Genomic DNA, 13,420 nt, shown 5'->3' on the forward strand with positions numbered 1-13,420 from the left:
GTGTAGGTATATGGTAGGTTGCTGGCTATTCGCCAGGATTGTTGATTTGTTTCAGATTCAATACTGGCGGTCCGGTGATCACCTGCCCTTTCAGATCATAGCGGCCTCCATGACACGGACAATCCCAGCTTTTTTCCACAGGATTAAACTTTACGATACAGCCCGCGTGGGTACACGTTGGACTTAAAGCTGTGATCTGCCCCTGAGGATCTTTATACACCGCAATCTTCTGACCTTTATATTCGACCACTTCACCGCTGTCTGGTGCCAGCTCAGCAAAGCTTTCCATGTCCTCAGTGCCCAGCCGGTCGGCAACAAAGTGATAGGCCACGTCAGCATTTTCTGCAACGAAGTCCTTGAAGCCGGCAACGGGTTTTATCCTGGATGGACTGAACAGCTTCTGATATTCGTCTTCTTTTCCAAGAATAGCATCACGAAGTACCTTGCCGGTGATGGTACCCAGGATCATACCATTGCCGCTAAAACCGGTAGCCACGAAGGTATGATCATCAAAACCAGGCATTTTACCAATGAAAGGCAGTCCGTCAGCAGGAACGTAATACTGTGCCGACCAGCGATAATCGATGCTGTCGACATACCAGTATTTCCTGGCATATTCCTCTAGGGCCTGAAAAGCAGCCTCAGGATCATCATGACCGGTTTTGTGGTCTTCACCACCTAAAATTAAATAGGGTTGCCCATCAATCGTGTGGGTACGGATGTAATGGTATGGATCCTTCATGTCATAGGCCATGTTCTTCGGATAATCGCCATTTGTAAGTTTAATACCCAGCACATAACTGCGGTATGGGAAGCACTCCACATCAAACACCGTTAATCCTGGCGGCATATGAGTAGTGTATACCAAATTGTGTCCTTTGATTTCAAAACGGTCGGTATGAGCGACCTGAAGGGCATCCGAGGTTGTTGTTTTACGAACAAAGGCATTTTCCACGATGGTGCCACCGAGTTTTTGAAAGGCTGCCGCCAATCCCATGCAGTACTTCATCGGGTGAAATTCAGCCTGATCGTTGAACACCACAGCAAATTCAAATGGTACCGGAATACCATTGTCGCGGATTTCAACGGCCTCAACCCCTGCTTTCCGCGATGCTTCAAGCAAGCTGAGCAGGGACTTTGTCTCCGCTTCGGTTTCTGAATAGATGATGCCGTCTTTAAACGTAAAATCACAATCGATCTGGTACCTTTCGACAAGCTCCTGAATAAGGGAAATCGATTCCTTGGTTGCATTTGCCAGGGTTCTGGCACCATCTTCACCAAAATCCTGAGCCACCTGATCGTAGGAGGTATCCAGAAAGGTATTCAAGTGCGCAGTTGTTGCACCCGTGGTACCAAAACCTATATTATGGCCTTCCAGGATAATGCAGTTTTTACCCTGCTCCTGCAGCAGCAATGCCGTAGTAAGCCCGGCAATGCCGGCACCAACAATCACGACATCATATATCGTTCCTGAATAGACAACATCTTGCTGCTGGTCCAGACCTGGCTGCTGTTGCCATAGACTTACTGTTTTACTATCCCTTGGATGGAGGTTCGAGTTATTCATAAGTATAATTGGAGGTTTAAAAGGAAACGCCCTGGCCTCGGGAATTGTTTACTTTTGCAAGGTGTTTATCAGAAACTTATTCTTTTATAGCGGAATTGCGCTTGCAATTACCACCGGATTTCAAGCTACAAACAATACGCCTGTCAGCAAGACGGAAGTCTTAAAGCCTGCAGCATCGAACAAAATGGCTGATCTTATCGGTGAAGATTTTGAATCGGGAATAAAATGCAGCTATAGTAATGCAGATCTGGATTTAAATACTGGCAGCTGGAATCTGAATAATGCCTTGATTGGAAGTTCTGCTGCAGACCTGAAGAACGGTCTGCGCAGCATTCGCATGAAAACAGGTAGCATCGGCATGAACTTCGACCTGGAAAACATCCATCAGATCTACATATCCCATGGCCTTTATGGCCAGGATCCCACATCAACATGGAAGCTAATGGTATCGCTCGATGGCGGTAAACACTACAGTCAGGTCGGAAATTCCATCCAGGAGAAAAACCGGGCACTGGTGACGGACACCTTCAGCTTAAAACCGTTTTATAAAATGCGGATTCGGATTGAAAATACTGGGTCCAATGCCGCTGCGCGGATCAACATCGATGACATCATCTTCGTCAAAATAGCCCAAGCCAGCAGGCAAATTACTGTAACCAGCGATTCACTTATCCCATCAGGTGCCGGTCAGCAGCAAGGCCTTGGCTTCCAAACAAACACAAGCAGCTTTTCAGGCAAGGCCAGGGGACTAATTTACGATGATGATATACAGCCGGAGAAGGGTGATGACAGCAATATGCTGTTCGGGAATCCATCGAAAGCCTCCTCCACCACACCAGAAAACTATTTCCTCGATCTTAAATATTACACGCAATCGTACAGCCGAAGTAGGGCCATCCCCAATTGGGTGAGCTGGCACCTGGACGCAAGCAGCACGACGAAGGTTGCTGAACGCATGGACAACTTTGCAGGCTTCAGCGATCTTCCCCCGGACTTCTACATGGCCACCAGCAGCAGTTATACCGGTTCGGGTTTCGACAGAGGGCATAATTGTCCTTCTGCAGACCGGAGCAGCTCCCCTGCCGCAAACAGCGCGACCTTCCTGATGACGAATATGGTACCACAGGCGCCAAAGAACAACCAGCGCACCTGGGCGAATTTTGAGGCTTACCTGCGAAGCCTGGTCGATCTTGGCAACGAAATCTACATCATCATGGGTAACTACGGTACTGGTGGTATTGGCAGCAAAGGGCCGGCAAAGACAATCGCCAATGGTAACATCGCCGTGCCAGCCAATTTGTGGAAGGTCGCCGTGGTATTATCTAAGGGCAACCGGGACCTTTCCCGTGTAAACGCCAGCACCAGGGTGATCGCCATCAGTACCGCCAACGTGAACGCTGTAGATGCCGACTGGCGCAAGTACCTGGTAACCGTGAATGACATAGAAGCAGCCACCGGGTACGACCTGCTTTCTGCACTGCCCGAGCGCCTGCAGACCATTCTGGAACAGCGGAAAGATAGCGGTTACTGAAGGTATCGTCGCTTGGGCATCAAATTATGATTAGAGCCCATTTTTATTAAATTTGCTTCATTCAAAAATATTAAGATCGATTAATATGACATATCAAGAAAAACTAAGCGAGATCCGCAATCAAATGAAAGCAGATCAGGTCGAAGCTTATATCATTCCTTCCGCAGATCCTCATATCTCAGAATACCTACCTAAATATTACAAGTGTATTCCTTTTGTCTCCGGCTTCAGAGGCTCGGCGGGCACATTGGTGATTACACATGACTTTGCCGGACTTTGGACCGACTTCCGATACTTTGAACAGGCAACAGAACAACTTGCAGGGAGCGGATTTGAGCTGGTGAAACAAAAAGTACAGCATGCCCCCGAATATATACAGTGGCTTGCAGATAAACTAGCTAAGGGTGCTAAGGTTGCTGCTGATGAGAAACTGGTATCAGTAGGATTGGGTGAACTGATCAGTGATAAACTTGGGTTAAAAGGTATTACTTTAGTTGACCGTGACTACCTGAGCCCGATCTGGAACGATCGTCCCGCACTTCCTTCAGAAGCCGCATTCCTGATTGATGAGCAGCATATCGGACAATCTGTAGGCTCAAAAATTACTGCGGTTCGGGCGGTGCTTGCTGCAAGTGATGCAGACTATCATCTGATCTCCTCACTGGATGATCTAGCCTGGCTGTTTAACATCCGCGGTAAGGATGTCAGCTATAATCCGGTGGTCCTGAGTTTCGCATTGATCAGTCAGGATCATGCCAAGTTATACATGGATGAGCATAAACTTACCGAAGAAGAAAAGCTCGCCTTGCTAAAAAATGGTGTGGAAGTTTGCCCTTACGCAGAAATCGAATCTGCACTGGCTAAACTACCTGAAAACAGCTCCATTCTTATCGACCCAAAAAGAAACTGCTATGCATACCTGAAGTTGATCCCTAAATCGGTCAGGATCATAAAGGACACCAACCCCTCCACAAATCTGAAAGCGGTTAAGAACGATACAGAACTGGAGAACACACGCATTGCGATGACCAAGGACGGTGTTGCAATTACCCGTTTCCTGAAGTGGTTAGCTGAGCAGATCGGTAAGACCACCATCACGGAGCTTTCTGCTGCCGCCCAATTGAGAAAATACCGCGCAGAACAAGATGGTTTTGTCGGCGACAGCTTTAACACCATCAGTGCTTATGCTGCGCACGGTGCCCTGCCACACTACTCCGCATCTGCGGAAAGCGATGTAGAGGTTAAAGCTCAGGGCTTGTTCCTCGTTGACTCAGGCGGCCAGTATTTCTATGGCACCACAGACATTACCCGGACCATTCCAATGGGCCCCACAACTGACGAGGAAAAACGCGACTATACACTGGTTTTAAAAGGCATGATTGATGGTTGTAAGGTACGCTTTCCGCAAGGCACCTGTGGCTATCAGATCGACGCAATTACCCGCAGGCCGCTTTGGGACCATGCGATCAACTACGGGCATGGAACTGGCCATGGCGTAGGTTATTTCCTGAACGTACATGAAGGTCCGCAGGTGTTTAACCCAACACCTACCCCGGTAGCTTTAGAGCCTGGCATGATCACTTCCGTAGAGCCTGGCGTTTATCGCCCTGGAAAACATGGTATCCGCATTGAAAATCTGGTAAATACAGTTGTAGCAGATCAGAATGAATTCAATGTGTGGTATGCTTTCGAATGCCTCACCATCGCTCCGATCAATACATCGATCGTACAGAGAGAACTGATGGAACAGCATCAGCTCGACTGGTTAAATGCTTACAATGCGCTTGTTTTCGATAGACTCAGTCCACACCTAACTGCTGAAGAAGCTGAATGGCTAAAAGCAGAAACACAGGCCATTTAACCTGGTAGACTGATTTTACCCATTGCAACGGCGGGCTGGCCTTCAATATTGATCTCCGGCCCGCTGATGCATTCGTTTGCAAGCAGTGCAAACAACACAGCTTCCTTCGCATCCGGATTCAAATCCAGTAATGCCGTACTTTCCAGCTTTTTCCCGAGTTGTGCTTCCAGATGCTGAATCAGCAAAGGATTGTGCATGCCACCGCCACTTACATAAACCTTATAGGCTATTCCGGCAGGAATCGTTGCCTTAAGCGCACGGACAATCCCGATTGCACTAAATTGGGCTAAGGTTGCTAGTACATCTGCCGCGGAGATCGGGGCCTGAGCGCCTTCAGCCGCAACTACACGCTGCTCCTGGCTTTCAACTTCATCAATGACTTGCTCCAGATGACTTAAGCTGAATACTTCGGGGCCGGTAGTTTTAGGAAATTCGAGTTTGAAGAATGGCAGCTCCAAAAGACGTGTCAGAAGATCTACATGTACTTGCCCGCTTAACGCGATCTTAGCATCCTCATCATACTGCTTTCCAGGGAAGTGCTTTTGAACATATTGATCCATCAGCGTATTTCCGGAACCGGTGTCGGTGGAAAAAACCTTCGGTAACAGACCTTCATTTTGCTTTTGCTGCAATGCAGGTAGCCAGGTGAAATTCGCAATGCCGCCGATGTTCAGCAACACCCGGTGTTCTTCAGCATCTGAAAATAGCAGATAGTCTCCATACAGCGCTAGTGGCGCTCCCGCTCCCCCTGCAGCAATGTGCTTCTGGCGGAAGTCACTCAGGGTGATGATACCTGTTTTCACCGCAATATGGTCGCCATCACCAATCTGCAGCGTTGCATCGCCATAAGGCGTCAACTGATGTTGAAAAAACGGGGCATGGAAAATGGTTTGTCCATGGCTCGCAATCAAATCCACTTGCCTCGGACTGATGTTCCATTCTGCTAATGCCGCATTGATGAGATCTGCAAAATAACAGCCCAGCCAGTCGTTTAACAGTGTTACAGCTTGAAGCTCCACCACCGGCTTAGAACTGATTGGCTTTAGCCTTGATTTAACCTCCTCCGGGTAGCTAACCGTTTTGAATTGCAGCAGTTCCACCTTTGTGCCGGGGCCACTGCCATGAAATTTACACAAGGCGATATCCAGCCCATCTAAAGAGGTACCCGACATCAGTCCGATAATCAGCCTTGATGGCGCGCTAGCAATTTTAAGAAGTCTGGAAAGATCTTTATGCATTTTCTGTTTAATTCCAACCGAGTATGGCTCCGTTTTATGTTGTGCTTGATTGCGTTCCTCGATTGCAGTTCGCCCGATTAAAGCTCAACTACAATTTTCCGGTCGGGATAGTCAAGTTTACTGCTCTTGCGTTTCCCATAACCGCTGAAATGCATGATGTTTGATTGATCATCAAACTGGTCGTACAGCACACTATTGGTTGTTTCAATTTTTTTCAAGCCTTGCACCGGCTCAGATTCCAGGTAAACGATCGTTGCCTCGTTATCCTTTTCAAAGCCGAGATAAGTCAAATCCAGGGTTTTCGCGGGCGTCCTAAAGCCGATATTGGAAAGTACATATTTTTTCACCAGCACATCCATCGCTTTATGGCGGGCATCGGATGACAGGTCGGTCTTCGTATGGTATGCCTTAGCCAGCGCAAGCTCAAAGTCGTCGGTAAAGATCCTGCAGCTAACTTCAAGTGTATTCGTTTTAGGATTATAGTTGATATCTGTAGAACTTACATGAAAAGGGTGGAAACTTTCAGCACTAAGGTTTACCGGTACCAAGAACCCCAGGATTAGGTAACAAATTAATAGCAGTCGGGGCATTCTCTTTTGCATAATTGGAATCTTTTTTCGGTTTACAAAAAAACACTTTAAATTTAAACATTCCATAAAAAACAATAATGAAGAAACTCTACATCTCTTTGCTTATTGCCGGTGCCGCCTTTCAGGGCTTACGCGCACAGAACATCCAGAACAATCCTGGAAGTAACCATGGCAATAAGTTCGAACAATTGGGAACCATCCTGACTACACCGAATGAGCAGCGTACTGCGAGCGGTGCACCAGGCGTGAAGTACTGGCAACAACAGGCCGATTATGACATCAAGTGTACGCTTGACGAGAAAAATCTGATTCTTAAAGGTACAGGAACCGTAACCTACACCAACAACTCCCCCGATGTGCTGACTTACATCTGGTTACAACTGGACGAAAACGAACATAGCACAACCAAAAACGCCGGTTATCAGTCCAGCAGCAAAATGCCTTCCATGTCTACCATCCAAATGGTAGATCGTGCAGCAGCAGAAGCTAAAGAAAACGGTTACGGCGTAAACGTCACCAACCTTACTGATGCTTCAGGCAAAAAATTAATCTACACGGTGAACAAGACCATGATGCGTGTTGAATTGCCAACACCACTTAAATCTGGTCAAAAATTCGTGTTCAACGTTGGCTGGGACTATAAAATTACCGACAGGATGGTTTTTGGCGGACGTGGTGGATATGAATTCTTCCCGGAAGATGGCAACTACCTGTTTACCATGGCACAATGGTATCCAAGATTATGCGTATACAGCGATTTCCAGGGCTGGCAAAACCACCAGTTCACTGGCCGTGGTGAATTTGCCCTTACTTTTGGTGATTTCAAGGTGCAGATCACTGTACCTGCGGATCACGTCGTTGGCGGAACCGGAGAGGTGATTAACTACAATGCCGTGTTAACCCCTGCACAGCTGAGCAGATACAAAAAAGCAACTACCGCAACAGAACCGGTTGAAATTGTAACACTTGCCGAAGCAAAAGCCGCTGAAGCTAAAAAAAGCACACAGACAAAAACCTGGGTTTTCCAGGCGCAGAATGTACGTGACTTCGCATGGACCTCATCCAGAAAATTCGTTTGGGATGCAATGGCACAACCTATCGAAGGTAAATCTGTGATGTGTATGAGTTTTTATGGTAAAGAAGCTTATGGCCTTTACCGTAAGTTCTCAACCAAAGCTGTTGCACATACCGTTAAAACGTATTCACATTTTACCTTCCCTTACCCATACCCTACTGCCCAAAGTGTTGAGGCTGCAAATGGTATGGAGTACCCAATGATCTGTTTCAACTACGGCCGCACCGAAAAAGATGGTACCTACAGCGAGACTTCCAAAAATGGCATGCTGGGAGTAATCATCCACGAAGTGGGCCATAACTTCTTCCCGATGATCGTGAACAGCGATGAGCGCCAGTGGACCTGGATGGATGAAGGTTTGAACTCTTTTCTGGAGTACTTAACAGAAGAACTTTGGGATAACAAATTCCCAAGCAAAAAAGGTCCTGCCTATACGATTGTAGACTACATGAAACTGCCGAAAGATCAGCTGGAGCCGGTAATGACCAACTCTGAAAACATTGTACGTTTTGGACCTAATGCTTACTCTAAACCGGCAACGGCCTTAAACATCCTTCGTGAGACCATTATGGGTCGCGAGTTGTTCGACTATGCTTTCAAAGAATATGCTAGAAGATGGGCTTTCAAACACCCTACACCAGCGGATCTATTCAGAACCATGGAAGATGCCAGCGGTGAAGACCTGGATTGGTTCTGGAGAGGCTGGTTCTACAGCACGGATGCCGTTGACATTGCGCTAGATTCTGTTAAAGTTGCGCGCCCGGACTTCAATGGTAAGATCCCTGCACCGAGAACCATTACGGCTAGAGTCGATAAGCCTGCAGTTAATGCCTTTGAAGACATCTCCAAGATTAGAAATCGCGAGGATAAAAGAATCGTATTCTACACCGACCAGGATAAAAATGCAAGAGACTTCTACTGGAGATATGCCCGCGGCATGGAAAAAGTAGATACCACTGCACAAAAGATGGAGTTTGCCAGACAGATCGAACAGCTGTCCTCTGCTGAACAGGCTAAGTATGCTGGTAAATACTTTTATGAAGTAAACTTCAGCAACAAAGGCGGATTGATCATGCCGGTTATTCTGGAATTTACTTACAAAGACGGTACTAAAAAGATCGACCGCATTCCTGCGCAGATCTGGCGCCACAACGAAAAAAATGGCTCTAAGTTCTATGTTGAAGACAAGGAAGTAGCTTCGATTAAACTAGACCCAATGCGCGAAACCGCTGATATCGACGAGTCGAACAACATCTGGGGTGGTGAAGCTAAACCTTCGAAATTCCAGTTGTTTAAACAAAGCGGTGCAACCGCTGCAAGAGGCCAGTCTATCGGCACAAATCCAATGCAAAAAGCAATTAAATAGCTATTTGATCATAAACAAAAAGAGGGTGTCCAAGTCATTTGGACACCCTCTTTTTGTTTATAGACCGTTTGTTATAGCGCGCTTGGCTCCTGGTTCGCAACAGATTGCTCCAGCTGCGTATACCATTCTAAACCATATTTACGGATCAGTGGTCCTTTAAGAAACTGGTATACCGGAACCTTCAACTCCCTGCCGAAAGTACAGGCATCGCTGCATATGCTCCACCGGTCGTAGTTCAACACCTCGAACTCCGGATATTGCGTAATACGGATTGGATATAGGTGGCAGGAGATAGGCTTTGGCCAATCCACCAAACCTTGTTCATAAGCCTTCTCGATGGCGCACTTTGTGATGCCGTTTTCAAAGGTCACATAAGCGCATTCTTTGTTCCCATCCACACATGGTGTGGTCAGGTCCCCGTCCATATCCAGAACCGACGTTCCATACTCCTCTATGGCTGCAATACCCCGTGGTGCAAGCAGATGTTTGATTTTAGGATAAATATCCTCCAGAATTGCCTTCTCTGCATGCTCCAGTGGTGCCCCGGCATCTCCTTCTACACAGCATATTCCCTTGCATTTATTCAAATTACACACGAAGCTTTCAGAGATCACATCTTCATGTACAAGGGTATTTTGTACTTCTATCATATTAATTGGTTTTGGCAAGCGGATATTTCAAACCCTCTGCCGATGAAATTTCCATGGTAACAGCGCCAACCAGAATCTCTACCTGCGCTTTTACAGGCACCCTGTTGCCATCATCTGTTATCCATAGGTATAGTTTACTATCTTTCCTGAAAATACGTCCTGGCTGAATAGAAGGACTGAATTTAAGGCATCTTATTTTTCCCAGATTGGTCTTGATCACTTCACGCCCTACAAACGCGATTTCCAGCTGACTGATCTCATCACCGAGAAAGTAGTTGAGCTTGAACTTGTCACCCACCTTCATCTTAGATACATCCAGACTTCTGGAGAAGTAGTAGGCAGACACAAGATCAAAGGTCTGATTGGTCGGCCCCGTAAAGGTTCCCCTATTGGAAACCACCTTTCGAGTCTTCTGGTTGAATCTCGCTTTATCCGTTCTCCGATACCCGCCCTCCCGGATGTTTTCCTGGTAGAAGTAAGGTGTCAGCGTCTCACGGTCAATGTACGAATCATAATGATCTCTGATTTTGTAGAACACATCAAAAGTTCCGGAAGTACGTCCATCAACAGAAAGCCTGTAAGTGGGCTTGTCTTCAAACTTCAGATCTGTGTTTAGCACCTTTAAGGTACCTTCAGCGGCGGTAATAAAACCATATTTAAGTTTGTACTTCAAAACCTCCCCCGGTTGGAATACGGGTTCCGGTTTCACCGGCAACTCCTGTGCAAAAACATGGAGGCTAAACAAGCTTAGGGAAAGCAACAGAAGGAAATATCTCATCCGGGCGTTAAACAAAAAGCTTTCCAATTAATCCTTTCGCTTATAGATCGGCACCGTAGAGCATGGTTCCCCATACATGATGCTTTTGGCCACTTTACTCAACTGTCTGGTAATTTCTACATAAGCAAATACTGGAATATCAATGTCTGCACAGCCTTTTACCACAACACGTTCATTCGCAAAGGTGTTGAAATCAATCTTAGCAAGTGCTTTACTCAAAAGAATAGCCTCGAGCGTTTCCAGACTTCCGAAAACAAGCTCATTTACATACGGACTAAGTCGGTTAGACAGTAACATGTAAGCCCATGTTGGCACAATTGCATCGGCACTGCAGGTGATTGCAACGTTCTTCCCCGTGTATTGTGACCAGTCGTGGGTTTTAATAAACTCCCGGAAATCCTTTTCCCTTAAGATAAGTCCATGAAAAAGATTGTCCTTGATATCATAGACCACGCGCTCGGCCTGATCATAGTAAGCTTCCAGGTCTAAAGTGATTAAACCGCTGGATGCTACTTTGTTGACTATATTTTCCTGAATTTCCATTTTTTACGACATAAAAAAACCGGAAGAGAGATTCTTCCGGTTACAAAATTACGTAAAATAAGATTAATAGAATTTCACCCTATTGTCTTTTATCTTGATTTTGTCCTGAAGTGCCTGGAAGGCAGCGCCTAATGAGCGTTGCGCAACACCAAGGGACATGGTTTCTTTTTGTTTGTAAGTATTGGCTAACGGTGCCGGTTTACTGAAGCTCGTTGCTGCATAAACATACACACCACGTTCGCCATCAATCGGCCCGCCAACTTTGTTCACTGGCGTTCCAAAAACGGCACCAATAAGTTTATTTTCCTGCGCTGCACCTGGTAAGATCGGGTTTGCAAAAACCACATTCTGAACCGGTGTCACCGGCTTACCCAATTTCTGAGCAACCTGGTTGATGCTTGAAGCACCCTTTACCGCCGCATTCATCTTCTCTGTCAGCATTTTAGCTTTAACAGCAGTAATGACCGCTGGAGTAATGTCCTTTTTCACCGCTTCAAGTGGTAACAAGCCTTTCGGACGAATATCGGTAAGCTGTGCTACAACATAGGAGTCTTCCATCTGGAACACCTGATCAAGCACATCACCTTTAGAAGCATCGAATGCAGCCTTAATAATCGGACGTGGTGTATCAAGGCCTGGCGCATAACCCTGGCTTGCTGTAATTTTATCTGCTACAGCTACGGTATAACCGTTTTTCTTTGCTTCCGCGGTAAAGTTCTTTTCATTCACGCCAGCAAGGAAGTTCGTTGCCTTCTTGTAGGCCGCCTCTTTAGTTTTGCTGCTAGGTGCAAGGTTCTTCTCGATATAAGCAAGCTTCACCACTTTAGATGAACCGACTTGTTTTTCAATTTTGATCAGGTGTACGCCAAATTGAGACTGTACAACTTTCAAATCTCCTGCTTGTCCATCGAATGCAGCATTCTCAAATTCCGGAACCATTTGGCCACGGCTGAAAGTACCAAGGTCTCCCCCTTTATCTTTAGAGCCATCAACGCTGTATTGCGAAGCAAGCTGTGCAAAGTTTCCACCTTTCTGAACCAGGGTTTTTAGCGAGTCAGCAAGTTTCGTCGCAACGTCAACTCCACCCAAGGTTGCCGGGTTTAACAGAATGTGACTTGCTTTTACCGAATCCGGTGATAAACGGGCATTAACAACCTTAGCCAGTTTGTAAGAACCGTTCGTCAACACTGGACCGTAAATGCCACCTGCAGGCAATGCAAATACTGCGGAATCTACTGCCGGATCAAGTCTGCCTTTGGTCAAATAGGTAAATGGAACTTTAACATCTGAATTCACAGCAGCAAACAAGGAATCGTTTTGGCTGGTCCTTAGATCCTGTGCCAGTTTCTCTACCTGCTTAGCAATGGCTAATGAATCCGCTTTTGTCGGACTAACATTAAAAGAAACGTAGTTGAAGCTGCGGGTTTCAGCCGGGTTATCAAATAGTTTCTTGTTTTTAGCGTAATAATCATTAAAATCAGCATCTGTTGGTTTCACAGAAGCATCAGCGATACTAGCATAATCTAAGGATACGTAGCTGAAGTTTGCCAGTTTGTTCCTGTTGATATACTCTTCGTTTGCCTCAAGCGAGGTTACGTATACAGAGTTTTTAACCAGGTTAGCATATTTTTGCTGTAGGGCCTGTTTCTCCACCTCTGCTTCAAGCATATCCCACTGGGCTTTAAGCTCCGCATTTTTCTGCGCCTGCTTCAAAGAACCAATTACAGCAGCACGGTCTACCTGACCAGTTTGTGGATTGCCAAAATATTGTACAATTAATGGGCTTGGTTTGCTGCCTTGATATAGATCAAACAACTCGTCGCCAGAAATTGAAAGTCCTAAACGGTTATATTCTTTGGATAAAACAATATTTGCAACTTCAGCATTCCAAACATTCTCCACTGCCATCGCTTGCATCTGCGGATTCGCAGCACCACCGTATTGTTGTCTGAACTGTGCTTCAGTTTGCTCTACTTTCCTTCCGAAATCGTCAATGCTGATATCTTCCCCATCTACGGTTCCAACGACTCTCTGAGATTCCGCCCAGAATGGCTTCCCTGCACTAAGCGCGTCACCTAATAAAAATGCAACAATTGCGAAACCGATGGCGCCAATCAAAATGTAGCCTGCACGATTACGCAAAAATGTCATTAAACCCATAATAATCTTTATTTACTTTTTTTAAGAGGGCGCAAGATACAACTTTTGCGAAAAAAAGAAA

Annotated in this window: 10 protein-coding genes; 3 read left to right on the forward strand and 7 right to left on the reverse strand. The window is 46.1% G+C overall.

Annotated elements, in window-relative coordinates:
* Positions 1–25 precede the first annotated feature (25 nt).
* Positions 26–1,567, reverse strand: coding sequence for an FAD-dependent oxidoreductase (locus tag ACTHQF_RS13390; protein WP_440430801.1), 1,542 nt, complete (start codon positions 1,565–1,567; stop codon positions 26–28).
* Between the two features lie 61 nt (positions 1,568–1,628).
* Here ACTHQF_RS13390 and ACTHQF_RS13395 point away from each other — a divergent pair, with 61 nt between their 5' ends.
* Together ACTHQF_RS13395 and ACTHQF_RS13400 are read left to right on the forward strand one after the other, a co-directional pair.
* Positions 1,629–3,098 (forward strand): DNA/RNA non-specific endonuclease, encoded by a 1,470-nt coding sequence (locus ACTHQF_RS13395; RefSeq protein WP_440430803.1) that lies wholly within the window; start codon positions 1,629–1,631, stop codon positions 3,096–3,098.
* 85 nt (positions 3,099–3,183) lie between these two features.
* The gene (locus tag ACTHQF_RS13400) at positions 3,184–4,959 is read left to right on the forward strand and encodes an aminopeptidase P family protein (RefSeq protein WP_440430805.1); all 1,776 of its coding nucleotides are present in this window, start codon (positions 3,184–3,186) and stop codon (positions 4,957–4,959) included.
* Here the strand turns inward: ACTHQF_RS13400 and ACTHQF_RS13405 are convergent.
* Both ACTHQF_RS13405 and ACTHQF_RS13410 read right to left on the reverse strand, forming a co-directional pair.
* Complete coding sequence (locus tag ACTHQF_RS13405) at positions 4,956–6,197, reverse strand: anhydro-N-acetylmuramic acid kinase (protein WP_440430807.1); 1,242 nt, start codon at positions 6,195–6,197, stop codon at positions 4,956–4,958. The genes ACTHQF_RS13400 and ACTHQF_RS13405 overlap by 4 nt on opposite strands.
* A gap of 77 nt (positions 6,198–6,274) precedes the next feature.
* Positions 6,275–6,745 carry a DUF6702 family protein gene (locus ACTHQF_RS13410; protein ID WP_440430809.1) on the reverse strand — a complete coding sequence of 157 codons (471 nt, stop codon included), beginning with the start codon at positions 6,743–6,745 and terminating at the stop codon, positions 6,275–6,277.
* Positions 6,746–6,864: 119 nt separating this feature from the next.
* Here ACTHQF_RS13410 and ACTHQF_RS13415 point away from each other — a divergent pair, with 119 nt between their 5' ends.
* A complete protein-coding gene (locus ACTHQF_RS13415) occupies positions 6,865–9,228 on the forward strand; it encodes a M1 family metallopeptidase (protein ID WP_440430811.1) in 2,364 nt (787 codons plus the stop codon).
* Positions 9,229–9,299: 71 nt separating this feature from the next.
* Here the strand turns inward: ACTHQF_RS13415 and ACTHQF_RS13420 are convergent, their stop codons facing one another.
* The 4 genes from ACTHQF_RS13420 to ACTHQF_RS13435 form a co-directional block, all read right to left on the reverse strand.
* Positions 9,300–9,878, reverse strand: coding sequence for a DUF3109 family protein (locus ACTHQF_RS13420; RefSeq protein WP_440430813.1), 579 nt, complete (start codon positions 9,876–9,878; stop codon positions 9,300–9,302).
* 1 nt (position 9,879) lies between these two features.
* The gene (locus ACTHQF_RS13425) at positions 9,880–10,656 is read right to left on the reverse strand and encodes a DUF3108 domain-containing protein (RefSeq protein ID WP_440430815.1); all 777 of its coding nucleotides are present in this window, start codon (positions 10,654–10,656) and stop codon (positions 9,880–9,882) included.
* Between the two features lie 27 nt (positions 10,657–10,683).
* Complete coding sequence (locus tag ACTHQF_RS13430; protein WP_440430816.1) at positions 10,684–11,199, reverse strand: DUF2480 family protein; 516 nt, start codon at positions 11,197–11,199, stop codon at positions 10,684–10,686.
* A 63-nt stretch (positions 11,200–11,262) separates the two neighbouring features.
* The gene (locus ACTHQF_RS13435; protein ID WP_440430818.1) at positions 11,263–13,350 is read right to left on the reverse strand and encodes a SurA N-terminal domain-containing protein; all 2,088 of its coding nucleotides are present in this window, start codon (positions 13,348–13,350) and stop codon (positions 11,263–11,265) included.
* Between the last annotated feature and the right edge of the window lie 70 nt (positions 13,351–13,420).

This window comes from Pedobacter sp. SAFR-022 (assembly GCF_051965375.1).
GTDB lineage: Bacteria > Bacteroidota > Bacteroidia > Sphingobacteriales > Sphingobacteriaceae > Pedobacter.